General features: G+C 76.6%; 22 protein-coding genes. 11 read left to right on the forward strand and 11 right to left on the reverse strand.

Annotated features, from left to right (window positions below; all coding sequences use genetic code 11):
* Position 1 precedes the first annotated feature (1 nt).
* Complete coding sequence (locus tag ACI798_RS19675) at positions 2 to 1,231, reverse strand: cysteine desulfurase-like protein (RefSeq protein ID WP_456941448.1); 1,230 nt, start codon at positions 1,229 to 1,231, stop codon at positions 2 to 4.
* Positions 1,232 to 1,331: 100 nt separating this feature from the next.
* On the opposite strand from ACI798_RS19675, the gene ACI798_RS19680 reads away from it, so the two are divergent.
* Positions 1,332 to 1,871, forward strand: a complete 540-nt coding sequence (locus ACI798_RS19680) for a bacterial proteasome activator family protein (protein ID WP_456941449.1) — start codon at positions 1,332 to 1,334, stop codon at positions 1,869 to 1,871.
* 83 nt (positions 1,872 to 1,954) lie between these two features.
* On the opposite strand, the gene ACI798_RS19685 is transcribed toward ACI798_RS19680, so the two are convergent.
* The 5 genes from ACI798_RS19685 to ACI798_RS19705 form a co-directional block, all read right to left on the reverse strand.
* Positions 1,955 to 3,595 carry a methyl-accepting chemotaxis protein gene (locus ACI798_RS19685; RefSeq protein WP_457048726.1) on the reverse strand — a complete coding sequence of 547 codons (1,641 nt, stop codon included), beginning with the start codon at positions 3,593 to 3,595 and terminating at the stop codon, positions 1,955 to 1,957.
* Between the two features lie 69 nt (positions 3,596 to 3,664).
* Entirely contained in the window at positions 3,665 to 4,468 is an 804-nt protein-coding gene (locus ACI798_RS19690; protein WP_456941451.1) for a Cof-type HAD-IIB family hydrolase, read from the reverse strand.
* An 11-nt stretch (positions 4,469 to 4,479) separates the two neighbouring features.
* Positions 4,480 to 5,403, reverse strand: coding sequence for an HAD family hydrolase (locus ACI798_RS19695; protein ID WP_456941452.1), 924 nt, complete (start codon positions 5,401 to 5,403; stop codon positions 4,480 to 4,482).
* Positions 5,400 to 6,692, reverse strand: coding sequence for a serine--tRNA ligase (gene serS, locus ACI798_RS19700; protein WP_457048727.1), 1,293 nt, complete (start codon positions 6,690 to 6,692; stop codon positions 5,400 to 5,402). The genes ACI798_RS19695 and serS overlap by 4 nt, the downstream gene beginning before the upstream one ends.
* 83 nt (positions 6,693 to 6,775) lie before the next feature.
* Complete coding sequence (locus ACI798_RS19705; protein ID WP_456941454.1) at positions 6,776 to 6,952, reverse strand: hypothetical protein; 177 nt, start codon at positions 6,950 to 6,952, stop codon at positions 6,776 to 6,778.
* A 98-nt stretch (positions 6,953 to 7,050) separates the two neighbouring features.
* On the opposite strand from ACI798_RS19705, the gene ACI798_RS19710 reads away from it, so the two are divergent.
* The 4 genes from ACI798_RS19710 to ACI798_RS19725 are packed head-to-tail and all read left to right on the forward strand — an operon-like array spanning position 7,051 to position 9,957.
* Positions 7,051 to 7,767: a hypothetical protein gene (locus ACI798_RS19710; RefSeq protein WP_457048728.1), complete on the forward strand. Its 717-nt coding sequence runs from the start codon at positions 7,051 to 7,053 to the stop codon at positions 7,765 to 7,767.
* Between the two features lie 40 nt (positions 7,768 to 7,807).
* Positions 7,808 to 9,241, forward strand: a complete 1,434-nt coding sequence (locus ACI798_RS19715; RefSeq protein ID WP_456941456.1) for a GuaB1 family IMP dehydrogenase-related protein — start codon at positions 7,808 to 7,810, stop codon at positions 9,239 to 9,241.
* On the forward strand, positions 9,238 to 9,585 hold the full coding sequence (locus ACI798_RS19720; RefSeq protein ID WP_456941457.1) for a metallopeptidase family protein: 348 nt from the start codon (positions 9,238 to 9,240) through the stop codon (positions 9,583 to 9,585). The genes ACI798_RS19715 and ACI798_RS19720 overlap by 4 nt, the downstream gene beginning before the upstream one ends.
* 36 nt (positions 9,586 to 9,621) lie before the next feature.
* Positions 9,622 to 9,957 carry a GroES family chaperonin gene (locus ACI798_RS19725; RefSeq protein WP_456941458.1) on the forward strand — a complete coding sequence of 112 codons (336 nt, stop codon included), beginning with the start codon at positions 9,622 to 9,624 and terminating at the stop codon, positions 9,955 to 9,957.
* Positions 9,958 to 10,062: 105 nt separating this feature from the next.
* Here the strand turns inward: ACI798_RS19725 and ACI798_RS19730 are convergent, their stop codons facing one another.
* Positions 10,063 to 10,521, reverse strand: a complete 459-nt coding sequence (locus ACI798_RS19730; protein WP_456941459.1) for a MarR family winged helix-turn-helix transcriptional regulator — start codon at positions 10,519 to 10,521, stop codon at positions 10,063 to 10,065.
* Between the two features lie 58 nt (positions 10,522 to 10,579).
* Here ACI798_RS19730 and ACI798_RS19735 point away from each other — a divergent pair, with 58 nt between their 5' ends.
* Positions 10,580 to 12,676 (forward strand): MMPL family transporter, encoded by a 2,097-nt coding sequence (locus ACI798_RS19735; RefSeq protein ID WP_457048729.1) that lies wholly within the window; start codon positions 10,580 to 10,582, stop codon positions 12,674 to 12,676.
* Positions 12,677 to 12,738: 62 nt separating this feature from the next.
* Here ACI798_RS19735 and pheA read toward each other — a convergent pair whose 3' ends face one another.
* A complete protein-coding gene (pheA, locus tag ACI798_RS19740) occupies positions 12,739 to 13,674 on the reverse strand; it encodes a prephenate dehydratase (RefSeq protein WP_457048730.1) in 936 nt (311 codons plus the stop codon).
* A 106-nt stretch (positions 13,675 to 13,780) separates the two neighbouring features.
* Between pheA and ACI798_RS19745 the strand changes: the two genes are divergently transcribed.
* Positions 13,781 to 15,469 carry a diguanylate cyclase gene (locus ACI798_RS19745; protein ID WP_457048731.1) on the forward strand — a complete coding sequence of 563 codons (1,689 nt, stop codon included), beginning with the start codon at positions 13,781 to 13,783 and terminating at the stop codon, positions 15,467 to 15,469.
* A 113-nt stretch (positions 15,470 to 15,582) separates the two neighbouring features.
* Positions 15,583 to 18,207: a diguanylate cyclase domain-containing protein gene (locus ACI798_RS19750; RefSeq protein WP_457048732.1), complete on the forward strand. Its 2,625-nt coding sequence runs from the start codon at positions 15,583 to 15,585 to the stop codon at positions 18,205 to 18,207.
* Positions 18,208 to 18,275: 68 nt separating this feature from the next.
* On the opposite strand, the gene ACI798_RS19755 is transcribed toward ACI798_RS19750, so the two are convergent.
* Entirely contained in the window at positions 18,276 to 19,397 is a 1,122-nt protein-coding gene (locus ACI798_RS19755; RefSeq protein WP_457048733.1) for an MFS transporter, read from the reverse strand.
* 322 nt (positions 19,398 to 19,719) lie between these two features.
* Here ACI798_RS19755 and ACI798_RS19760 point away from each other — a divergent pair, with 322 nt between their 5' ends.
* Both ACI798_RS19760 and ACI798_RS19765 read left to right on the forward strand, forming a co-directional pair.
* Positions 19,720 to 20,319, forward strand: a complete 600-nt coding sequence (locus tag ACI798_RS19760) for a TMEM165/GDT1 family protein (RefSeq protein WP_456941465.1) — start codon at positions 19,720 to 19,722, stop codon at positions 20,317 to 20,319.
* A gap of 61 nt (positions 20,320 to 20,380) precedes the next feature.
* The gene (locus ACI798_RS19765; protein WP_457048734.1) at positions 20,381 to 21,820 is read left to right on the forward strand and encodes a diguanylate cyclase domain-containing protein; all 1,440 of its coding nucleotides are present in this window, start codon (positions 20,381 to 20,383) and stop codon (positions 21,818 to 21,820) included.
* Between the two features lie 16 nt (positions 21,821 to 21,836).
* Here ACI798_RS19765 and ACI798_RS19770 read toward each other — a convergent pair whose 3' ends face one another.
* Positions 21,837 to 22,319: a VOC family protein gene (locus ACI798_RS19770; protein WP_456941467.1), complete on the reverse strand. Its 483-nt coding sequence runs from the start codon at positions 22,317 to 22,319 to the stop codon at positions 21,837 to 21,839.
* 55 nt (positions 22,320 to 22,374) lie between these two features.
* Positions 22,375 to 23,280, reverse strand: coding sequence for a haloalkane dehalogenase (locus tag ACI798_RS19775; RefSeq protein ID WP_457048735.1), 906 nt, complete (start codon positions 23,278 to 23,280; stop codon positions 22,375 to 22,377).
* Positions 23,281 to 23,436: 156 nt separating this feature from the next.
* Between ACI798_RS19775 and ACI798_RS19780 the strand changes: the two genes are divergently transcribed.
* The gene (locus tag ACI798_RS19780) at positions 23,437 to 24,189 is read left to right on the forward strand and encodes a MerR family transcriptional regulator (RefSeq protein ID WP_456941469.1); all 753 of its coding nucleotides are present in this window, start codon (positions 23,437 to 23,439) and stop codon (positions 24,187 to 24,189) included.
* Positions 24,190 to 24,282 lie beyond the last annotated feature (93 nt).

A 24,282-nucleotide genomic window follows, 5' to 3' on the forward strand; every position in this document is an offset into this window, starting at 1 on the left:
CCTAGAGCAGCGCGCCGCGCAGCGCCGCCACCGAGTCGATCACGTAGCCGACCTCCTCGGCGGTGTTGTAGTGCACGAGCCCGAGCCGGACTGCGCCGCCGAGCTCGTTGACGCCGAGCGCGTCGAACAGCTCGCGGGCGTAGAAGTCGCCGTCCCAGGCGCAGATGCCCCGCCGGGACAGCTCGGCGGCCACCTGCCGCGGGCGCATGCCGGGCACGGTGAACGACAGCGTCGGCGTGGTGTGCTCGGGGAAGCCGACCACCTGCACGTGCCGCATGGCCCGCAGCGCCTGGTCCAGCCAGTCGAACAGGCCGGACTCGTACGCGGCGACGGCGGCCATGGAGGCGCGCAGCCGGTCGCGGCGGCTGCCGGTGGCGTCGTCGCACAGGCCGGCCAGGTGGTCGACGGCGGCGGTGACCCCGGCGTAGAGCTCGTACGGCGGCGTGCCGGTCTCGAAGCGGTCGGGGACGCGGTCGGGCGTGGGCAGCAGCCGGTCGGGGGCGAGCTCGGCGAGCAGGGCCGGGTCGGCGACCACCGCGCCCACGTGCGGGCCGCACCAGGTGTAGGCCGACACGGCCACGAAGTCCGCGCCCAGGGCGGTCTTGTCGAGGTACACGTGCGGTGCGGCCTGGACGGCATCGACGAAGACCAGTGCCCCGACGGCGTGCGCGCGGGCGGCGATCGCGGCGACGTCGGGCCGCGTGCCGATCGCGTTGCTGGCCGCCGTCACCGCCACCAGGCGGGTGCGCGGGGTGATGAGGTCGTCGTACTGCCAGGCGGGCAGCTCGCCGGTCTCGATGTCCACCTCGGCCCAGCGGACGACGGCGCCGACCTGCTCGGCCATCTGCAGCCAGGGCCGGATGTTGGCGTCGTGGTCGAGGCGGCTGACCACCACCTCGTCGCCGTAGCGCCAGGTCCGCGACAGCGCGCGGGCGACCGCGTAGACCAGCGAGGTGGCGTTCGGGCCCAGGACGACGCCGGTGGACACCCCGCCCACGAGGTCGGCGACCGCGGACCGCGCCGCGGCCACCAGGCCCTCCGTGCGCGACGACGACGGGAAGACCCCGCCCCGGTTGGCCACCGGCACCCGCATCGCCGAGGAGACGGCGTGCACGACGCTCTCGGGCATCAGCGTGCCGCCGGGGGCGTCGGTGTGCACGAAGCCGTCGGAGAGGCCGGGGAACAGGCCACGGACGCGCGCGACGTCCAGCCGTGGTTCCCCCGGGTGCATGCGGGCGACCCTAGTTGGGCGCTGCACCGGGACCGCTGCCGCACCCGGGCACCCCACCGCCCCGCGTCCACCCCGGGACGGCAAGGGGGAGGATGGGTGCATGACGGCACCGGGAAACGGCATGGAGCGTCCGCAGCAGGTCGTCGTCGTGGGTCCCGACGGACGACCGGTCGGCGCGATGCCCGTGCCCGCCGGCGGCCCGGACGGCGACGGCGACGGCGCGACGACCGTGGGCGACATGGTCGAACAGCCCGCCAAGGTCATGCGGATCGGCACGATGATCAAGCAGCTGCTCGAGGAGGTCCGCGCCGCGCCCCTCGACGACGCCAGCCGGGCCCGGCTGCGGGACATCCACACCTCGTCGGTCCGCGAGCTGGAGGAGGGCCTGGCGCCGGAGCTGTCCGAGGAGCTGCGCCGGATCACCCAGCCCTTCGGTGAGGGCGAGACGCCGTCGGACGCCGAGCTGCGGATCGCCCAGGCCCAGCTCGTCGGCTGGCTGGAGGGCGTCTTCCAGGGCATCCAGACGGCGCTGTTCGCCCAGCAGATGGCCGCCCGGGCGCAGCTGGAGGAGATCCGGCGCGGGCGGGCGCTGCCCCCGGGCACGGCCGAGCACCGCCCCGGCGGTGGCCAGTACCTGTAGACCTCGGTCGTGCACTCCCGCGGACGTGCACAGCGGCGCCGCCCCCGAGGGGACGGCGCCGCTGTCGTGTGCGGGGGTGCGGGTCAGACCGCGAAGCGGGCCACGGCCTCCTGCAGCTCGCCGCTCATGCGGGCGAGCTCGGCCGCGGCGCGCTGGGCGTCGGCGACCCGGGCACCGGTCTGCTGGGTGCCGGCGGCCAGCCCGCCGATGGCGGTGGCGATGTCCCGCGAGCCGCCGGCGGCCTCGGCCACGTTGCGGTTCATCTCGTTGGTGGTCGCCGTCTGCTCCTCGACCGCCGCGGCGATCGTGGCCTGGAAGTCGTTGATCTCCCCGATGACGGCGCTGATCCGGCTGATCGCCTCGACGGCGCCGGCGGTGTCGGCCTGGATGGCCTCGACCCGGCGGGAGATGTCCTCGGTCGCCCGGGCGGTCTCCTGCGCGAGCTCCTTGACCTCGCTGGCCACGACGGCGAAGCCCTTGCCGGCCTCCCCGGCGCGGGCGGCCTCGATGGTGGCGTTGAGCGCGAGCAGGTTGGTCTGCTCGGCGATGCCGTTGATCAGCTTCACGACCGTGGCGATCTCCTGCGAGGAGTCGCCGAGCTTGCCGACCGTGCGGGTCGTCGTCTCGGCGACGTCCACGGCCTGACCGGCCACGCGGGCGGCCTCGGCGGCGTTGTGCGCGATCTCCCGGATCGCGGTCTCCATCTGCGAGGAGCCGGTGGCGACGGTGTCGACGCTGGCGGCCACCTCCCCGGCGGAGGCGACGACGGCGTCGGTCTGGTCGGAGGCGGCGCGGGAGAACTCGGCGATGCCGCTCGCGGCGGAGTCGAGCTGGGTGGAGGCGCCCTGCAGCCGGCCGGCGGAGTCGCGGACGAGCACGAGCACGCCGCTGAGCGAGTCCAGCGTGCGGTCCAGCGAGCGGGCGACCTCGCCGAGCTCGCCGCCGCCGGTCTCCCCGGCGCGCATCCGCAGGTCGCCGCCGGCGACCTTGCCGAGCACCTCGCGGATCCGCTCGACCGGCCGGGTGACGCTGCGGGCGACGAGCACCGCGAGCACGATCGCGACGACCAGGCCCAGGGCCATGATCACCAGGGTCAGGGTGCGGGCGGCCGCGTAGGCGTCGGCGGCGTCGGTGGCGGTCGCCTCGGCGTCGACACGGGCGGTCTCGGTGGCCGCGGCGAGGGAGTCGGCGATGACGGCCTCGTTGGCGTTGAGGCGGGTGATGATCGCCTGCTGCTCCGCCAGGGGCAGGGTGCTGCCGGTCGGGGTCGCCCCGGCGACCAGGAGCTGCAGGTCGGCGAGGTAGCCCTGGGAGGCGGCGACGAACTCCTCGTAGGACGCGCGGGTCTCCGCGGACATGGGCAGCCCGGCCGCCGCGGCGGTGTCCTCGGTGAGCGTCTGCGCGGCCTCACCGGCCTTCTGCTGCGCCGAGGCGCGGCTCTCCGCCGGCAGGGTCACGATGTTGGCCCGCGCGGTGTGGGTCATGAGCTGCCACCAGTCGACCTGCAGCTGCTGCAGGCCGGCCACCGGCAGGGCGCCGTCGGTGTAGACCCGGTCGGCCCGGTCGCTGAGGCTGGCCATCCGGTCGATCCCGAAGACGCCGATGCCGATCGTCGTCAGGGCGACGACGAGGATCGCGCCCAGCAGGCGCGTGCGCAGGCCCCACCCTCCCGTCGCGGACTCGGCGGGAGGCGTCTGCGGGACGCGGGTCGGGGTGGTGCTCATGTGCTGCCCTCCGTGGCGCGCGATCGGTCGCGTTCCACATCGGCAGCCCGGCGGCGGGCTTGAGTCGGCTCAGAGCGAGGCGAGGAAGGCGGCGACGCCGTCGTCGTCGTTGGTGCCCGTGACGTCGGTCGCGGCGGCGAGCAGGTCCGGGTGGGCGTGCGCCATGGCGACGGCCCGGCCGCCGCCCTCGCGGACCCAGTCGAAGGCCGCGATGTCGTTGGGCATGTCCCCGAACACGACGACGTCGGCGGGGTCGACACCGTGCCGGGCGGCCACCCGCGCCAGCCCGGTGGCCTTGGTGACCCCGCGGGCGGAGATCTCCGCGAGCGCGTCGGACGAGGAGTTGGTCACCGTCGCGCGGTCGCCGACGACGTCCTCGACCAGGGCGACGAACTCGTCGCGCCCCATGTCCTCGTGGCGGGCCAGCAGCTTGGCCGCGGGGACGGCGACGATCTCCTCCAGCGGCGCCTCGGCGACGCCGGGCGCGTCGACGTCCCAGCGCGGTCGGTAGACCGGCTCGTGCCGGAACTCCAGGCCGTACTCGACGGCGAACCAGGTGTCCGGCTGCACCCGGCGCAGGCCCGCGGTGACCTCCTCGAGGACCGCGGGCGGGAGCGCCTCCTCCTCGAGGATCTCGAAGGTCTCCAGGTCCAGCAGCACCGCGCCGTTGCAGCAGACCGCGGTGCCCCGGCCCAGGACCTGCCGGATGCGGTGCATCCAGCGCGGCGGGCGGCCGGTGGCCAGCACGACCGGGACGCCGTCGGTCCGCCACCGCTCCAGCTCGGCCACCGTCCCCGGGCTCACGGTGTCGTCGGAGCGCAGCAGCGTGCCGTCCATGTCGCTGGCGATCAGCCGCGGCTTCCAGTCAGACATCGCGCATCCGGTCAGACACCGGCCAGCACCGCCTCGAGGTAGCGGGCGACGCCGTCGGCGTCGTGCCCGCCGGTGCGGCCGCGGGCGGCCGCGCGGACGGCCGGGTGCGCGTTGGCCACCGCGACCGCGTGCCCGCCGGCGTCGGTGACCGCGCCGATCATCGGCAGGTCGTTGGGCATGTCGCCGAAGACGAGGACGTCGCCCAGGGCCACGCCGTGGTGCTCGAGCGCGACGGCGAGGCCGGTGGCCTTGGTGACACCCGGCGGCAGCACCTCGATGAAGCCCAGGCCGGCGTGGGTCAGCTCGGCCTCGGCCGGGTCGACGACGCGCCGGGCACGGGCGAGCAGCTCGTCCTGCCCGAGCGTGGACGAGCGCAGGAACACCTTGAGCACCGCGCCCTCGGGGATGACCGAGTGGCGGGGCAGCAGGTGCGCGGGCTCGGGGTAGGGCCAGTCGAAGCCGTGCTGCACGCGCAGCGCCGCGCGGGCCTCGGCCTGCTCGGCGGCGTCCTCGACGGCGAGCACGAGGTCCCCCGCCACCTCCTCGATCCGGGAGACGACGGTCTCGGCCTGCGAGCGCGGCAGGCCGACGGTGCGCAGCACCTCGTCGTGCTCGAGGTCGACGACGTAGCCGCCCTGCGCGAGGACGGCGATGCCGCGGCCGCCGAGGGCCGCCCGCACGCTGTCGACCAGCCGCGGCCCGCGGCCGGTGACCCCGACGACGGGGATGCCGGCGGCCCAGCAGGCGTCCAGCGCCGCGCGGGTGCGGGGGCTGACCTCGCCGGAGGAGTCGAGCAGGGTGCCGTCGAGGTCGGTGGCCACCAGCCGCGGTCGCCAGGTCCCGAGCTCGTCGAGCACGCCGCCGAGGTCGACGACGTCGCCGGCCTCCGGCACCGCCCCCGGGACCGGGAGCGCGGCCGGTGGCTGGCTGCTCACGCGGGCACCGGCGCGGCCAGGGTCATGCCGGGGGTGAGGACCTCGTGCCCGCCCAGCCAGGGCCGCAGCGCCGCCGGCACGTGCACCGAGCCGTCCGCGCGCTGGTGCACCTCGAGCAGGCAGGCGATGGTGCGGGCGATCGCGCACAGCGTGCCGTTGAGCGTGGCCGCCGTCTGCGGCTTCCCGTCCTCGTCGCGGTACCGGATGGCCAGCCGGCGGGCCTGGAAGGTGGTGCAGTCCGAGGTGCTGGTCAGCTCGCGGTAGGTGCCCTGGCTGGGGAACCAGGCCTCGATGTCGTACTTGCGGGCGGCGCTGGTGCCGAGGTCGCCGGCGGCGATGTCGACCACCCGGTAGGGCAGCTCGAGCGCCTGGAGGAACTCCTCCTCCCAGGCGAGCAGCCGCAGGTGCTCGGCGGCGGCCTCCTCGGGCCGGCAGAAGGTGAACATCTCGACCTTGTCGAACCAGTGCACGCGGATGATGCCGCGGGTGTCCTTGCCGTAGGACCCGGCCTCGCGGCGGAAGCAGGACGACCAGCCGGCGTAGCGGCGCGGCCCCGCCGACAGGTCCAGCACCTCGTTGGCGTGCATCCCGGCCAGCGCCACCTCGGAGGTCCCGACGAGGTACAGGTCGTCGCGCTCGACCCGGTAGACCTCCTCGTCGTGCTCGCCGAGGAAGCCGGTGCCCTCCATCGCCTCGGGCTTGACCAGCGCCGGCGCGACGACGGGGGTGAACCCGGCGGCCACCGCGCGGCTGATCGCCAGCTGGGCGAGGGCGAACTCGAGCAGCGCGCCGGGGCCGGTGAGGAAGTAGAAGCGGGCGCCGGAGACCTTCGCGCCGCGCTCCACGTCGATGGCGCCGAGCGCCTCGCCGATCTGCAGGTGGTCGCGGACCTCGAAGTCGTAGGACGGCACCTCGCCCACGGTGCGCAGGGTGACCGCGTCGTCCTCGCCGCCGGGCGGGACGTCGTCGTGGACGACGTTGGCCAGCGCCAGGTGCGCCTCGCGCAGCGCGGCGTCGGCCGCGCGCTGGGCCTCCTCGGCCTCCTTGACCTGCGCGGCGAGCGCCTTCGCCCGCTCCAGGACGGCGGGCCGCTCCTCCTTGCTCGCGCCGCGGACCGCCTGCGAGGCCGTCTTCTGCTCCGCGCGCAGGTCGTCGGCGCGCTTGACGGCGGCGCGGCGGGCCTCGTCGGCGGCCAGCAGCGCGTCGACCCGGGACTCGTCGGCGCCGCGGGCGCGCTGGCTGGCACGGACGACGTCGGGGTGCTCGCGCACCAGGCGCAGGTCGATCACGTACCGATCGTAGGTGGGGCGCGCGGGCCCGCCCCGCGCACGCAGGCCGCGTCCACCCCCCGCGGGGTGGACGCGGCCGGCGCTCACGACAGGGTGGCGCGCTCGTCGCCCGGGCACGGGACCCGGGCGGCGTCCTCGCTCTCGCCGTCCGGGCCGCGGGCGATCAGGTCCCGGTACTCGTCGATCTCCTGCGTGCGCAGGGCGGGGCCCTCGTGCAGCTGGTCCACCCCGTCGGCCGCCCGTCCCGTCACCTGCCGCACGCCCGGCATGCTCGGTGCGGAGCGCACTCCAGCGCACGTCCGCATCCGGGCGCACCGCCGCGCGCGAAGACGGTGCACCGACCGGGAGGGAGACCGCCGTGACCGCCACCCCACCGGGCAGCCGCGGGCGCTGGCTGCTGCTGGCGACCGCGCTCGGCCAGGCCGTGAGCCCGCCGCTGGCGGGGTTCGACCAGGGCTCGGGCAGCGACCCGGTGATCGTGCCGCCGGGACCCTTCTTCGCCATCTGGGGCCCGGTGGTGCTCGGCTGCCTCGCCGCCGCCGTGTACGGGTTCCCGCTGCGCCGCGCGACCGCCGACCCGTGGCGGCGGGTGCAGGTCCCGCTGTCGGTGGCGCAGGTGGGGTTCGTCGTCTGGCTCGTGGCCGCGGCCCGGTGGCCGGCGCTGACCGTGCCGGTCTTCGCCGGCATGCTGGCCGCCCTGCTGGTGTGCCTGCGCGTCCTCGTCCGGACGCCGGCCGACCGCGTGACCCGTCTCCTCCTGACCGGCAGCGTCGGCCTCTACGCCGGGTGGGCCAGCGCGGCGGTGTGGGTCAACGCGGCGACCGTCCTCCCGGGCCGGCTGACCGTCGGCACCCTCGTCCCCGCGCTGCTCGTCGTCGGCGCCGCGCTCACCGCCGCGGTCCTGGCCTGGTCCCTGCACGGACAGCCCGCGTTCGTCCTCGCCGCCGCCTGGGCCCTGGTCGGCGCGCTCGTCTCCAGCCTGGGCGCCGGCGCCACCGCACTCGTGCTGGTGGCCGGCGCCGGGCTGGCCGCCGTCGCCGTGTCCGCGGTGCTGGGGGCCCGGCGCACCGCGTGAGGACCGGCACGTCCGGCGTCCGGTACGGGACACTGGGGGCATGCGGTTCCTCAACGGTCAGCGCCCGCCCACCGACCTGACCTACGCCGACGTGTTCATGGTGCCCGACCACAGCACCGTCGGCTCCCGGCTCGAGGTCGACCTGACCACGCCGGACCGGGTGGGCACGACCATCCCGGTCGTCGTCGCGAACATGACCGCGATCAGCGGCCGGCGGATGGCCGAGACCGTCGCCCGCCGCGGCGGCCTTGCGGTGCTGCCGCAGGACATCCCCGTCGACGTCGTCGGCGAGGTCGTCTCCTGGGTGCACGGCCGGCACCCCGTCTACGACACCGCGATCACCCTGTCCCCCGGCTCGACCGTGGGCGAGGCGCTGTCGCTGATGACCAAGCGCGCGCACGGCATCGTCGTGGTGGTCGAGGACGGCGTGCCCGTCGGCGTGGTCACCGACGGCGCCTGCCAGGGCGTGGACCGGTTCAGCCAGCTCTCCCAGGTCATGGCCGAGCACCCGCTGACCATCCCGGCCGGCACCGAGCTGCCGAAGGTCTTCGACGTGCTGTCGGAGGAGCGGGTCAGCGCCGCGCCGGTGGTCGAGGGCGAGCGGCTGGTCGGCGTGGTCACCCGCAAGGGCGCGCTGCGCTCGACGGTCTACACGCCCGCGGTCAACGCGCAGGGGCAGCTGCTCACCGCGGCCGCCGTCGGGATCAACGGCGACGTCGCGGGCAAGGTCTCCGCGCTGCTGGCCGCCGGGGTCGACGTGCTCGTCGTCGACACCGCGCACGGCCACCAGGACAAGGCGGTCGAGGCGGTGCGCGCGGCCCGGTCCGTGGCCGGGTCGGTGCCGGTGGTGGCGGGTAACGTGGTCACCGCCGAGGGCACCCGCGACCTGGTCTCGGCCGGGGCCGACGTCGTCAAGGTCGGCGTGGGCCCGGGCGCCATGTGCACCACGCGGATGATGACCGGCGTCGGCCGGCCGCAGTTCTCCGCCGTCGAGGAGTGCGCCGCCGAGGCCCGCCGGCTCGGGAAGCACGTGTGGGCCGACGGCGGGGTGCGCCACCCCCGCGACGTCGCCCTGGCGCTGGCCGCCGGCGCGGCCAACGTGATGGTCGGCTCGTGGTTCGCGGGCACCTACGAGAGCGCCGGGGACATCCACGACGACGGCAGCGGCCGGCTGTACAAGGAGTCCTTCGGGATGGCCTCGGCGCGCGCGGTCAAGGCGCGGACGGCGCAGCAGAGCGGGTTCGACCGTGCCCGAGCCGCGCTGTTCGAGGAGGGCATCTCGTCGTCGCGGATGTACCTCGACCCGGCCCGTCCCGGCGTGGAGGACCTGGTCGACGGGATCGTCGCCGGGGTCCGCTCGTCGTGTACCTACGCCGGGGCCCGCACCATCGACGAGTTCCACGAGCGGGCGGTGGTGGGGGTGCAGAGCGCGGCCGGCTACGAGGAGGGCCGCCCGCTGCCCACCAGCTGGTGAGGCCGCTCCCCCGGGAGGTCTTCGAGCAGCTGGTCGCCGACGCGCTGGACGCGGTGCCGGCCGAGCTCCTGGCGCTGCTGGACAACGTCGTCGTGCTGGTCGAGGACCGCAACGAGGACGAGCCGGACCTGCTGGGCCTCTACGAGGGGTACGCGCTGACCGAGCGCGGCTGGCAGTACGGCGGCGCGCTGCCGGACCGGATCATGATCTACCGCGAGGCCATCTGCGACGTCTGCTCGACCGCCGAGGAGGTGGTCGAGGAGGTGACGGTCACCGTCGTCCACGAGATCGCCCACCACTTCGGCATCGACGACGAGCGCCTGCACCAGCTGGGCTGGGGCTAGCGGGAGGCCGAGCCCCCCGCGCGTACCGTGATCACCGTGCCATCCGACGTCGCCAAGGGCAGCGGGCTGCCGATCAAGATGCTGCACGACCGGATCCTCGTGGCCCTCCGCAAGGAGGACGGCGAGCGGCGCTCGACCGGCGGCATCCTCATCCCGGCGACCGCCCAGGTGGCCAAGCGGCTGGTGTGGGGCGAGGCGCGCGGGGTCGGCTCGAGCGTGCGGCAGGTGAAGGTCGGCGACCAGGTGCTGTTCTCCCCGGAGGACCAGCACGAGGTCGAGGTCCACGGCGAGGAGCTGATCATCCTGCGCGAGCGCGACGTGCACGCCGTCGCCGCGGAGCGGATCGAGGAGTCCACCGGCCTCTACCTCTGACCGGACGCGGGAGGGCGGCGGGTGGACGACGCGGCGCTGCCCGCCCGGTACCGGGCACGGGAAGCGATCCGCACGTCCCGGGCACCGATCCGTGCGGATCGCTTCCTATGCCCGGGCGTGGCGGGCGATGACGTCGGTCATCGCGGTCAGCCAGCGCCGGACGACGGCGACGTGGGCGTCGGTGAGGTCCTCCATCGCCGCGAGCAGCTCCCGCTGAAGCCCGCCGAAGTAGGCGGCGCCGGCCGCCATCGTCGGCTCGGTCATCTGCAGGACGACGCGGCGCCGGTCGGCCGGGTCGCGCACGCGCTGCACGTGGCCGGCCCGCTCCAGCCGGTCGACCAGCGCGGTCACCGACGCCGAGCTCAGCCCCACCGCGGCGCCCAGTGCGCCCGCGGTCAGCGGCTCCCCGGCCCGGGCCGCGTCCATGATCGCGGTCACCGCGCGGACGTCGGTGCGTCCGAGGTGGTGGGTCTCGGCGAAGCGTTGACCGACGGCGTCGAGTTCGACCGTGAGCCGCCGCAGCAGCAGGGTGACCTCCACCCGCTCGTCGTCGTTGCGCGACACCTGCCCACCCCCTAATCTCTCGAACATCGAGATTATCGGCCCTCGAGAGGATTCCACCATGGCCCGTCGGGTCCGCTGGCTGCTCCCCCTCCTCGTCCTGCTGGCCTGGCTCGGCGCCGCCGGCCCGCTGGGCGCCCTGAGCGGCCAGCTCACCGGGCTCCAGGAGAACGACACCGCCGCCTTCCTCCCCGACAGCGCGGAGTCCACGCGCGTCGCGGAGCTCACCCAGGCCTTCTCCCCCACCGAGGCCATCCCCGCGGTCCTGCTGTGGGAGGCCGACGAGCCCCTCGACCCCGCCACCCTCGACGCCGTCGGGCAGGCGCTGGCCGAGGCCACCGCGGTCGCCGAGGAGGCCGGCGCCCTGGCCGGGCAGACCTCGCCGCCGATCCCCTCGGAGGACGGCGAGGCGGTGCAGGCGGTGCTGCCGCTGACCCCCGAGCTGGGCGACGAGATCGTGGCCGTGGTCGAGGACCTGCGCGCCGTGATCGCCGTCGACGGCACCGACACCTTCGTCACCGGCCCGGGCGGCATCTTCGCCGACTTCGCCAACGGCTTCGCCGGGATCGACGGGCTGCTGCTGGCCGCGGCCTTCGGCGTCGTGCTGCTCATCCTGCTGGTGGTCTACCGCAGCCCGCTGCTGCCCTTCCTGGTCATCGGCACCGCCGGCCTCGCGCTGACCGCGGGCAACGCGGTCGCCTACCTGCTCGCCGACGCCGACCTGATCACCGTCAACGGCCAGAGCCAGGGCATCGCGGCGATCCTGGTCGTGGGCGCGGCCACCGACTACGGGCTGCTGCTGGTCGCCCGCTTCCGCGAGGAGCTGCAGCGCGAGCCGTCCCGGTTCACCGCCATCCACGTGGCGCTGCGCCGCTCGTGGGAGCCGATCGTGGCCTCCGGGGCGACCGTCGTCCTCGGCGTCCTCTGCCTGCTCTTCTCGGACCTCGCGTCCAACCGCGGGCTCGGGCCGATCTCGGCGGTGAGCGTGGCGCTCGCCGTCGTCGCGGCGCTCACCTTCCTGCCGGCCGCGCTCGCCCTGCTCGGCCGCGCCGCGTTCTGGCCGTTCCGCCCGCACGTCGGGGACCAGCCCCGCGAGGGGCGCGGGTGGCGGCGGGTCGCGGCCCTGGTCGGCCGCCGGCCGCGGCGCGTCCTGGCCCTCAGCACGCTGGCGCTGGTCGCCGCCGCGGTGTTCGCGCCCACCTACGACGCCAGTGGCATCACCTTCAGCGACGCCATCCGCGGGGAGTCCAACGGCGTCGACGGGCAGGAGGCGCTGGCCCGCCACTTCGACGCCGGCTCGGGCAGCCCCACCGTCGTCGTCACGCCGGAGGGGACGTGGCCGGAGGTCGCCGAGGCGGCCGCGGCGACCGAGGGCGTGGCGTCGGCCGTCCCGTTCACCGGCGGTCCCCCGGGCGCCGACCCGCTCGTCGTCGACGGGCTGGTGCGCCTGGACGTCACCCTCGCCGTCCCGGCCGACAGCACCGAGGCCATCGACGTCGTCCAGGACCTGCGGGCCACCCTCGACGACGCCGACCCGGCGGCCCTCGTGGGCGGCGACACCGCGAGCAACCTCGACGCCCGGGAGACCGCCGCGCGCGACCTGCGGGTGATCGTGCCGAGCGTGCTCGTGGTGATCACGGTCGTCCTGGCGCTGCTGCTGCGCTCGCTGGTGGCGCCGCTGCTGCTGGTCGCCACCGTGGTGCTCAGCGTCGGCGCGACGGTCGGCGTCGCCGCGCTCCTGTTCGACGGCGTCTTCGGCTTCCCGGGCAGTGATCCGGGCATCCTGCTGATCGGGTTCGTGTTCCTGGTCGCCCTGGGGATCGACTACAACATCTTCCTCATGACCCGGGCGCGGGAGGAGTCCGCGCGGCACGGCACCCGCGACGGCGTCCTGCGCGCGCTGGCCGTCACCGGCGGGGTCATCACCAGCGCCGGGCTGGTCCTGGCGGCGACGTTCGGGGCGCTGGCGGTGCTGCCGCTGCTGTTCCTCACCCAGCTGGCGTTCCTCGTCGGGTTCGGCGTGCTGCTCGACACCTTCGTGGTCCGCTCGCTGCTGGTGCCCTCGGCGGTGGCGCTGCTCGGCGACCGCACCTGGTGGCCGAGCCGCCTGTCCCGCCGCCGGTCCCCCGAGCCCGAGCGCGAGCTCGAACCCGCGTGATCGGCCCTCCTGCAGGGGCCCGCCGCGAGCCTGCGAGCGGTGGGGGGCAGGAGGGCCCTCCGTCAGACCCGGCCGGCGCGCAGGCGGGCGAGCCACTCGCCCGCGTCGGTGAACGCGGCGTCGGCGGCCTCGGCGGGCACCGGCCGGTTGGTGCGGCCGTCGGCGCGCGGGTAGGAGCCGAGGAAGCGCACGTCCTCGCAGACCCGGTGCAGGGCGGCCAGCGCCTCCCCCACCCGCGCCTCGGCGACGTGCCCCTCGCAGTCCAGCGAGAACGAGTAGACCCACAGCCGGTCGCGGGTGGGCCGGGACTCGATGCGGGTGAGGCTGATCCCGCGGACGGCGAACTCGCGCAGCACGTCGAGCAGCGCGCCGGTGCGGTCGGCGACGACGGCGACCAGCGAGGTCTTGTCGTCGCCGGTCGGCTCCGGCAGCGCCCCGGGACGGGACACGAGCACGAAGCGGGTGACCGCGCCGGGGAAGTCGGCGACGTCGTCGGCCAGCGGGACCAGCCCGTACCGCTCGGCGGCGATCGGCGCGCACACCGCGGCGTCCTGCTCACCCTCGGCGACCGCCCGGGCCGCGGCGGCCGTGGAGGAGGCCGGCAGGGTCGGGACGCCGGGCAGCCGCTCGGCCAGCGTGCGCGCCGTCTGCGCCAGCGCGTGCGGGTGGCTGACCACCGCGCGGACGTCGCCGAGCCGGGTGCCGGGCCGGGCGGCGAGGACGAAGGAGACGGGGAGGAACACCTCGCGGGTGATGACCAGCGGGTCGCCGTCGGCCAGGCCGTCCATCGTGGCCGGCACCGAGCCCTCGACCGAGTTCTCCAGCGGCACGAGGGCGGCGTCGGCGTCCCCGGCCCGGACCGCCGCCAGCGCGGCGGGCACGCTGGCCGCGGGCTGCCGCACTCCCTCCCCGGGGGCAACGGCGCTGCTCAGCGCAGCTTCGGCGAAGGTACCCTCGGGCCCGAGGTAGGCGAACCGCGTCGGAGGCGTCTGGGGCACCCGACGAGGGTAGTGCGGTCGGGCCGGGGCACAGTCCGGGTCCGGGGGGAACCGCCTCGCCGCCGGTCCGTGCGGCCGGTCGCCCGGCGTCGAGGAGGAGGGATGCGTGACCCCCGGCCCCGCTCCCGTCACCGACGGTGATCTCGACGCTGCGCTGCGGCGCCTGCTGAGCGCGAGCAGCCGGGAGGACGCCGACGCCTTCCGGGACGGGCTCGACGACGCCGAGGCCGCGTTCGGCGCCGCGAGCGACCCCCGCTGGGCGGCCTGGCGGCACGGGCTGGCCGCCCGCCGCGGCCTGCTCGACGGCGACCGCGAGGCCACCGGCGCCGCGGTGGCCGCCGCCCGCGACGCGCTGGGTGCCTGCCCGCCGTCGCCCTCGACGGCCCTGGTCCTGGCCTACCTCGCGCACGTCGAGGCGACCGCCGACCACCCGGACGCCGCGATGCTGCTCGCCGTCGACGCGAGCCTGCTCGCCGAGCAGCTGTCCCCGCCCGCCGAGGAGCCCTCCCGCGCGCTGTCCCAGGCGCACCTGTGGCTGTCGCTCACCCTCACCGCGCTCGACCTCGAGGAGCTCGCCGTCGCGCAGGCCGAGCGCGGGCACCGGGTGGCCGCCGCGCTGCCCGACCCCGCCGACCGGTGGCAGCTGCTGCAGCTGTGCGCCCGGCAGAACACCGAGCTGGCCCAGACGCTGCGCCGCCGCGGGAGGGCCGAGCGGGCCCGCGAGCTGGCCGGTGCCGCGCTGGCCTGCGCCGGCGACGCCCGCGCGCTCGACGTCGAGCCCGACCCCGGTGACCTCGCCCTGCTCGACGTCGTCCAGGCCTGGGCGCTGGCCTGCCGGGACGACCTCGACGACGCCCTCGGCCCGCTGCGCAGCGCGCACCGCCGGGTGCACCGCACCGGCAGCACCTGGCTGCGCGGCTACGCCGACCTGGCGCTGTCCCGCCTGCTGTCCCGGCTGTCGCAGGTGCACACCGGCGGCGGGCACGGCGAGGAGGCCGCCGACCTGCTCGTCGACGCCGCCGGGGCCTTCGCCGCCACCGCGGACCGGCGCCGTTACCGGCAGTGCCTGCTCGAGCTCGGCCAGGCCACCGCCGCGATGGGCCGGCCGGCCGAGGCGCTGTACTGGCTGGACGCCTACCGCGCCGACACCGGCCGGGCGCACGCGCGCAGCCGGGAGCTGTGGGCGGAGATGTTCGTCCGCCGCAGCCGGCTGCGCGAGGTTGAGCGGCAGGCCGCGGTGCTGCGCCGGCACGCGCTCGAGGACCCGCTGACCGGCCTGGGCAACCGGCGCAGCGCCGAGCGCCGGCTGGCCGGGCTGCGGCCGGGTGCCGAGCCGCTGTCGCTGGCCGTCGTCGACGTCGACCGGTTCAAGGAGGTCAACGACGACACCTCGCACTCGCACGGCGACGAGGTGCTGCGCCGGGTGGCCGGGCTGCTGCGCGAGCACAGCCGTGTCGGCGACGAGGTCTACCGCTGGGCCGGGGACGAGTTCCTCGTCGTCCTGCCCACGGCCGGCCCGGCCCAGGCCCTCGCCGCCGCCGAGCGGCTGCGCGCCGCCGTCGCCGACGCCGACTGGGCCGACCTCGCGCTCCCCGAGCCGATCACCGTGAGCATCGGCGTGGCCACCGCCCCCGCGGCCGAGGACGACGCCGCGCCGGTGGGCTGGCGCTCGCTGTTCGACACCGCCGACCTGCACCTGTTCTCCGCCAAGCGGGGCGGGCGCAACCGGGTGCGCGCGCCGGGCCTGGTCGCCGGGGGCGCGGCCGACGACGCGGCCGAGGGGACGTCGTCGTGAGCGCCGGCCGCGCCTGGGACGCCAGTGACACGACGGGCGACGGGACCGGCGCCACACGGCGCGCCCGGCCCGCGTTCCCGGCCGGACCGCGCGACGGCGTGCACAGTGCGGTGGTGCCACCGGGAGCCCTGCACCACCGGGTGACCGCCGCCCTCGCCAACTGGCAGCTCGACGACGCCGAGCGGCTGCTGTCGGTCGTCGATCCCTCGACGCCCTACGGGGCCGGGCCGTCCGGCGCCGCCACCGGGCGCGACGGTGAGCCCTCCCTCGGCCGCGCCTGGGCCGACACCCTGCGCGCCGAGCTGCTGGTCCGCCGGCTGCGCGTCGCCGGGTTCACCCTGGTCGGCGAGCCGCTGGACGCGCCGGAGGCGACCGAGTCCCTGGACCTGCACGCCGGCGTCGCGGGCCTGCTCGAGCGCGGCGACGACCGCGCCGCCGACCGGACCGCCGGCGACGGCGACCCGCGCTCGGAGTCGGCCGCGCACGCCGCCGAGGCCATCGCCCTGGTGCGCTCGGCCAAGGCCGCCTTCGACGCCACCGACGACGCCGTGCAGCGCGCCGCCGGCCTGGCCCGGCACGCCCGCATCGAGCTGCTGTCGCGGCGGATCGACGCGGCGATGGACGAGGCGGTCGAGGCGGCCAGCCTGCTCGACCCCGCGCTCCCGCCCGACGCGCTGCTCGTCGACACCCTCGGCACGCTGGCCGGCGTCCTCGCCGACCTCGAGCTCATGCCGCTGGCCCTGGACTACCAGCGCCGCTCCCTGGAGGCGGCCGGCGCGGCCGCCGGGCAGGGCACGCTCGGCCCGGACGACGACGACCCCGACGTGCTGGTGGCGCGGGCGGCCACCTGCCTGGGGGAGCTGTGCGCGGAGCTGGGCGAGGCGCTGCTCGACGACGGCGAGCCCGGGGCCGCCGAGGTCCACTTCGCCGAGGCCCGCGAGCTGGCCGAGCGGGCGCTGGCCCAGCTGCCGCCGGACGCCGACGGCGTCGTCGCCGCGCAGGTGGTGCACGGCTGGGCGCTGGTCGGGCTGGGCGAGTCCGCCGCCGCGGCCGGCCCGCTGCGCGCCGCCGTCCGCACCGCCAGTGCCACCGGTGACCGGGCGCTGCTGGCGTCGGCGCTGCTGGGGCTCGGCCGGGCGCTGCGCCGGCAGGGCGACGGCCGGAGCGCCGACGAGCAGCTGGCCCGGGCGCTGGCGCTGGCCACCGAGCACGGCCTGCCCCGGCTGCGGCGGGCGGCGCTGCGCGAGCTGTGCACGCTGCACGCCGAGCTCGACGACGCCGGCCGCGCGCTGCCCTACCTGCAGGCCTACCTCGCCGACGAGCTCGACCGGGTCGACGAGCGGCGCACCCGCTGGGTCGAGCTGTTCGGCCGGCGCAAGAGCCTGCTGGAGAACGAGCGGGCCGCCGGGCAGCTGCGCCGCCAGGCCTACGAGGACCCGCTCACCCACCTGCCCAACCGGCGCTACGCCGAGGCGCGGCTGGACGGGCTGCTCGGCGCGGGCACCACGCCGGCGCTGGCGGTGGTCGACGTCGACCGGTTCAAGGCCATCAACGACGCCGTCGGGCACCCCGGCGGCGACGCGGTGCTGCGCGCGGTCGCCGACCTGCTGCTGGCCGGGTGCCGCGACACCGACGAGGTGTGCCGGTGGGCCGGCGACGAGTTCGTCGTCCTGCTGCCGGACACCACCGCTGAGCAGGCCGAGCGGGCGCTGGAGCGGATCCGCCGCGCCGTCGCCGCGCACGACTGGACCGCGCTCGGCCTGCCGGTGCCGGTGACGATCAGCGTCGGCATCGCCTCGGCCACCCGCGGCGACGACCGCCGCACGCTGTTCGCCGCCGCCGACGGCGTCCTCTACGACGCCAAGCGCAGCGGCCGCGACCGCGTCGTCCGGCTGTCGGCGGTCACCCAGACCCGCGCCCCCGATCCGCCCGCGGAGCCCCCGCCGGCACCGACCACGCCGGTGGCGCGCGCGTCGGTGCAGGTGGGTCCGGTGCAGTCCTCGCCGCTGGACCCGCTCGGCGGCTTCGCCGCGCTGCTGGCCGACCCGCCCCTGTCGCTCGGCGGCCCCGGCCGGCCCGCCCTCGCACCGCCGCCCCCGGCCGCGCCGGCCCGCCCGGCGCCGGCCGAGCCCGACGTCGTCTGGGGGGTCGGCCGGTCCACCGAGCAGGTGCTGGCCCTGGTCCGGGAGACCCGCGCGGCGCACCCGGACCGGCCGGCGCTGGTCGTCCGGGCCACCGCCGACACGCTGGTCGCGCTGGCCGGCGCGTACGACGGCTCCACCACCGTCGACGCCGCGGCGATGTCGGCCGCGGTCGGGCCGATCCCCGAGCCGCTGGGCCGGGTCGGCGTCCTGTGCGCGAGCACCGCCGACGCGTCGGTGGCCGCCGAGGCCGCCTTCGTCGCCCGGGTGACCGGCACCGAGGTGGTGCGGGTCGACGACGTGGGCGGCAGCCGGCTGCGGCCGCTGCTCACCGACCGCACCCTGCTCGACGACGTCGACTGCCTGGTCGTGGTCGCCGGCCTGGACGCCTCGCTGGCCGGCACGGTGGGCGCGATGACCGACGTGCCGATCGTCGCGGTGCCCACCTCGACCGGTCAGCCGGGCTCGTTCGGCGGGTTCGGCGCGCTGCTCACCATGCTGAACTCGGCCTCGCCCGGCGTCGTGGTCAGCAACATCGACAACGGTCACGCCGCCGGGGTCTTCGCCGCCCGCATCGCGAGGCGCACCGCGAGGTAGGGGCCCGGGCGGCAGGAACGGCCGTTTCCGCCTTTCGCGCGCGAGGCGGAGCAGGCGCCTCCGTCGCGCTAATGGCTCCTCACGGGGCGGCGAACCAGGCCGCGGGCCACGACCGGGACCACTGCCAGGAAGAGGACGGCGACGGCGAGCGCGGAGCCCAGCGCCCACGCGCCGAACACCAGCAGCGACGCCAGCTCGATGCCCAGGCCCGCGACCGAGGTGACCGTGGCCCGCGCCGCACCGGGCGCCTGCTCCTGCAGCCGCGCCTCGCCCACCACCAGCACCGCGAGGTACAGGCCGTAGGAGAGCGCGACGGCGGCCAGCGCGACGGGCGTCCCGGTCAGCGCCCCGGCCGCCAGCAGCGCCGCCGAGACGGCCAGCAGGACCGGCAGCGACCGCGACGGCAGCCGCCCCAGCCGGCCCGCCAGCGCCGCGCCCGCCGCACCGGCCAGCGCGACGACCAGCACGGCCGCCGGCACCAGCTCGGTGGGCACGCCGTGGTCGCGCGCCATGACCGGGAAGTACTCCTCCAGCGCGTCCAGCCCGCCGAGCAGCGCGACGGCGGCCACGGTCAGCCGCAGGGACGGCCGGCGCAGCGCCTCACCGACGGCGGCGCGCAGGCCCGGACCGGCGTCGTCGTCCCCGGCATCGGCGTCCCGCGTGGGGGTGGTCTCGGGGAAGCGGGTGGCCAGCGCCGCGGCGGCGAGGCACACGCCGACGCTCGCCCAGCCGACCAGCGCGTAGCCGCCGGCCTCGACCAGCACGCCGGCCAGCAGCGCGGTGGGCACCTGCACGAGCAGTTCGGTCGCCGTCATCGTGCCCTGGACCCGGACGAAGTCCTCCTCCGCGCCGACGGCGGCCAGGGCCTCGTAGACCAGCGCCTCGGCGGCGCCGGAGACCAGCGCGCCGCCCACGCCCCACACGACGAACCCGGCGGCGAAGCCGGGCAGCCCCGGCGCCACGGTCCACAGGACGAAGCCGGCGGCCTCCAGCACCCCGGCGAGGACCAGCGCGCCGCGGCGCGACCAGCGGTCGGCCAGCACCCCGGTGGGCACCTCGGCGAGCAGGGAGGTGACCGACCACAGCGCGAACAGCCCCGAGACCTGGGCCGGGGAGAGCCCGGTGTCGAGGAACAGCAGCGCGTAGAGCGGGTAGACGGGCGCCAGCCCGGACAGCGCGGTCCAGGCCACGGCCAGGCGGGCCAGCGGCCGGGCGGGCGACGGCGGTGCGGCGGACGACGGGCGTCAACGGAACGGCACGGGACGACGGTAACGAGGCCCACACCGACGCGCACCGGGTTTACCGGAGCCCGTCGACTAGCCTGGTCGGCCGAGGAGGGGAGTAGCCCCCCGTCCGCTGGTCGACACGCTGGCGCGCCACCTGGTGGCCGCCCGGTCAGCGGGCCCGCGCCCCGCGCGGGTGGGCGAGACCTCCGGCCTGAGCAGTCGTCGCACTGCCGGTCGGAGGCGTGCGCCCCCGCCCGGCCGTGCCGAGCGGAAGAGAGTCCCACCCGTGATCGTCTGGTCCGTCGTCGTGACGGCGTTCGCCCTCGTCCTGCCGGTCGAGCTCCCGGACAAGACCCTGTTCGCCAGCCTCGTCCTCGCCACCCGGTTCCCGCCGCTACCGGTGTTCGTCGGCGTCGGCACCGCCTTCGGCCTGCAGGTCGCCATCGCCGTCACCGCGGGCAGCCTGCTGTCGCTGCTGCCGGAGGCGCTGGTCAGCGGCGTCGTGGCGGTGCTGTTCCTCGTCGGGGCGGTCCTGCTGTGGCGCAGCGCGTCCGAGGGGCCCGAGGACGGCGGGGAGACGGCCGACGCCCGGGAGCGGACGTCGTTCCTGCGCGCCGCCGCGATCTCCTTCGGCGTGCTGTTCGCCGCGGAGTGGGGCGACCTGTCCCAGCTGGCCACCGCGGGCCTGGCCGCCCGGTTCGACGCGCCGGTGTCGGTGTTCGTCGGCGCGTGGGCGGCGCTGCTGACCGTCTCCGGGCTGGCGGTGTTCCTCGGCAAGACGCTGGCCGACCGGCTGCCGGTGGCGCTCATCCGCCGGGTGGCCGCCGGGCTGTTCGTCGTCTTCGCCGTGTTCGCCGCCGTCGAGACGGTCCGCGCCCTCACCTGATCGGGGGACCGCCGCGGACCGGGCGGTGCGGAACACGGGCGCGGCGGCCGTTGCCTGCCGCATGACCGTCTCCACACCGCCCGACCGCGGCGTCCTCGCCGGCGCCGACCTCGACGTCCGCGGGCTCGCCCGGGACGCCGAGCTGGCCGCCGTCGTGCGGGTCGCCGCCGCCGTGGCGGGCGTGCGGTACGCGACGGTCAACCTGCTCGACGCCTGCGAGCAGCACCAGCTGGTGCCGCACGGCTTCCTGGGCTGCTCGTCGCCGCGCGAGGAGTCGCTGTGCGCGGGAGTGGACGCCGGGAGCCCGCGGGTCCGGGTGCACGCGGACCTCACCGCCGAGCCGCGGTACGCGGGCAACCCCTGGGTGGACGGCCGCCGCGCCCGCGTCCGCGCCTACGCCAGTGCGCCGCTGGTCGTCGACGGGACGACGGTCGGCACCCTGTGCGTCTTCGACTCCGAGCCGCACGCCTTCTCCCCCGGCGCCGGGGACCGGCTGGCCGACCTCGCCGCGGTCGTGGTGGCGCTGTTCCAGCGGCGCCGGCAGGCCCGCCAGCTCGCCGACCTCGCCACCGCCAGCGCCGCCGCCCGCGACCAGGCCCAGGCCGCCGCGACGCACGCCGCCCGCTCCGAGGCGTTCACCCGCGCGCTGCTGGAGGCGCTGCCCGTCGGGGTCGTCGCCGCCGACGCCGACGGGCGCATCACGCTGTTCAACCGGCTCTGCCGGCAGTGGCACGGGCTCCCCGAGGCCTCCGCCGACCGCGTCCAGGGCGGGCGGCTCACCGAGGACGTCGTCGAGGCCTTCGGGCTGAGCACCCCCGACGGGCGCCGCCTCACGCCGGCCGAGGTCCCGCTGGCCCGCGTCCAGACCGAGGGGCGGGTGCGCGACGCCGACATGGCGATCGACCTGTCGGGCGCCCCGCTGCGCGTGGTGCGCGCCTCGGGCACGCGGATCCTCGACGCCGCGGGCCGGCCCACCGGCGCCGTCGTCGCGATGATGGACGTGACCGCCCAGCGCGAGCTCGAGGCCCGGCTGCGCGAGGCCGCCCTGCACGACTCCCTCACCGGCCTCCCCAACCGGGCGCTGCTGCTGGACCGGCTCGAGCAGGCCCTGCAGGTCCAGGCGCGCGAGGGGCTGGCGGCCGCGCTGCTCTACTGCGACCTCGACGGGTTCAAGGGCATCAACGACGCCCTCGGCCACGTCGCCGGCGACGCCGCCCTGCTGCGGATGGCCGCGGCGCTGCGGGCGGCGGTGCGCCCGGGCGACACGGTGGCCCGCATCGGCGGGGACGAGTTCGTCGTGCTGTGCCCCGGCACCGGCACCGAGGGCGCCGCCCGGCGCCTGGTCGACCGGATCGCGGCCACCCTCGCCTCCCCCACCGACGGCGGCCCGCCGCTGCGCTCGAGCACCGGCGTCGCGCTCTCCCGGCGGGGCGACACCCCCGACAGCCTGCTGCGCCGCGCCGACGCGGCGATGTACGAGGTCAAGCGCTCCCGTCGCTGACCGGCGTGCCGGCGGATCAGCCCAGCGCGCCGGAGGCCGCCCACTCGGCCAGCCGCCGCTCGGCCTCCTCGGGGCTGACGTCCTCGACCCGGGTCATCACCGCCCAGCGGTGGCCGAACGGGTCGTAGACGGACGCGAACCGGTCTCCGGTGACGAAGGTGGCCGGCTGCTCGCGCACGGTGGCGCCGCGCTCGACGGCCGCGGCGACCACCGCGTCGACGTCGGGGACGTAGACACAGGTCGAGGCGCTGACCCGGTCCTCGGCCTGGCCGGTCGGCGCGGTCAGCCCGAACTGCGGGTTCGGGTCCCCCAGCTGCAGCCGGCCGACGGGGAACTGCAGCTCCGCGTGCGGCACGGTGCCGTCGGGGGCGTCCATCCGGCTGACCGTCGTCGCGCCGAAGACCTCCTCGTAGAAGCGGATCGCCTCGGCCGCGGGCGAGCAGACGAGGAACGGGGTCAGGGAGGAGTAGCCGTCGGGGCGGCCGTCGGTGATCGCCATGCCCTCACCCTGCCGCCGTGGCCGGGCGCAGTCTTGGACGAACCCGACACGGCGCTCAGGGCAGCGTCGGGATCCAGTCCGCCAGCGCCCGGCCGATCGCGTGCGGCGAGTCCTCGGGGACGAAGTGCGAGCCCGGCACGGTGACCTCGGTGACCGAGGGCCACTTCCGCACCAGCCCACGCGCCCGCCCGGTCAGCAGCCAGCCGGGCTCGGCGTCGAGGAACAGCTTCGGGACGGCGCTGGTGCGCAGCCAGTGCCCGTACCGGGCGACGACGTCGTGGACGGCCGGCGGCACGTTGCTGATCGGGATCTGCCGCGGCCACTCCAGCGTCGGCCAGCGGTCCTCCCGCTCGCGGAACGGCTGCCGGTAGCGCTCGTGCGCCTCCGGGGACAGGTGCAGCGTCGACGCCGGGAGGATCCGCTCGACGAAGACGTTCTTGTCCAGGATGACGACCTCGCCGTCCTCACCGCGCATGGCCTGGAAGATCTTCCGGCCGTCCGCCGGCCAGTCCGCCCAGGTCATCGGGGTGACGATCGCCTCGGTGAAGGCCAGGCCGCGGACCGCCTCGGGGTGGCGGTGCGCCCACGAGAAGCCCAGGGCCGAGCCCCAGTCGTGCAGCACGAACGTGACCCGGCGCTCGACGCCGAGGGCGGCCAGCAGGTCGTCCAGGTGCGCGGCGTGCGTGGCGAAGGAGTAGGTGCCGCGCCGGGGATCGGGCAGCTTCCCGGACTCGCCCATGCCGACGAGGTCCGGCGCGATGCAGCGGCCGAGGTGTTGCACGTGCGGGATGACGTTGCGCCACAGGTAGGACGACGTCGGGTTGCCGTGCAGGAAGACGATCGGGTCGCCCTCACCGACGTCGACGTAGGCCATCTCGGTGCCCCGGACGGTCACCCGCTGCCGGGGGAAGGGGTCCTCGGGCGAGACCTCCTCGTGGGCGCTGTCGTCCTGGTCGGCCATGCCGCGATCCTCGCCCAGGCACCGCTCCCCCGCCGTCCGACGATCACGCTCGGCCCTGACGCGACGATCGCGCTCGGCCCTGACGCGACGATCGCGCTTGACCCTGACGCGACGTCAGGCTGTGCACTCGTCGCCGTCAGGGAGGAGGGACCCGGGATGAAGGTGGGCGAGGTGGCCGCGCTGGCCGGCGTCACGGTGCGCACGCTGCACCACTACGACCGGATCGGCCTGCTGTCGCCGTCGGGACGCACCGCGGCCGGCTACCGCCGCTACTCGGCGGCGGACCTGGACCGGCTGCACCAGGTGCTGCTCTACCGCGAGCTGGGGTTCCCCCTCGAGGAGGTCGCGGCCCTGCTGGACGACCCGTCCGCCGACCCCGCCGAGCACCTGCGCCGGCAGCACCGGCTGCTGCGGGACCGGCTGGAGCGGACGCGGGCGATGGTCGCGGCCGTCGAGAAGGAGATGGAGGCGAGGCAGATGGGGATCGCACTGACCCCCGAGGAGCGGTTCGAGGTGTTCGGCGAGCACGACCCGGAGCGGTACGAGGCCGAGGTCCAGGAGCGCTGGGGCGACACGGACGCCTACCGCGAGTCCGCGCGGCGCACCGCGGCCTACACCAAGGAGGACTGGGTCCGGATCAAGGCGGAGGGCGAGGACCTCAACCGGCGGATGGCCGAGGCGCTGCGCGGCGGCGTGGCGCCCGACTCGCCGCAGGGCATGGACCTCGCCGAGGAGGCGCGGCAACAGATCTCCCGGTGGTTCTACGACTGCCCGCCGGAGATGCACGCGGCGCTGGGCCGGATGTACGTCGAGGACGAGCGGTTCACCGCCACCTACGAGCAGGTGGCGCCGGGCCTGGCGCAGTGGGTGAGCACCGCCGTCCAGGCCAACGCCGCCCGCCGGGGCTGAGCCCGCTCCCCGTCGTGGGGGGGGGGGGGGGGGGGGGGGGGGGGCGGGGGGCGGGGGGGGGGGGGGGGGGGGGGGGGGGGGGGGGGGGGGGGG

The organism is Geodermatophilus sp. SYSU D01045, from assembly GCF_054050295.1.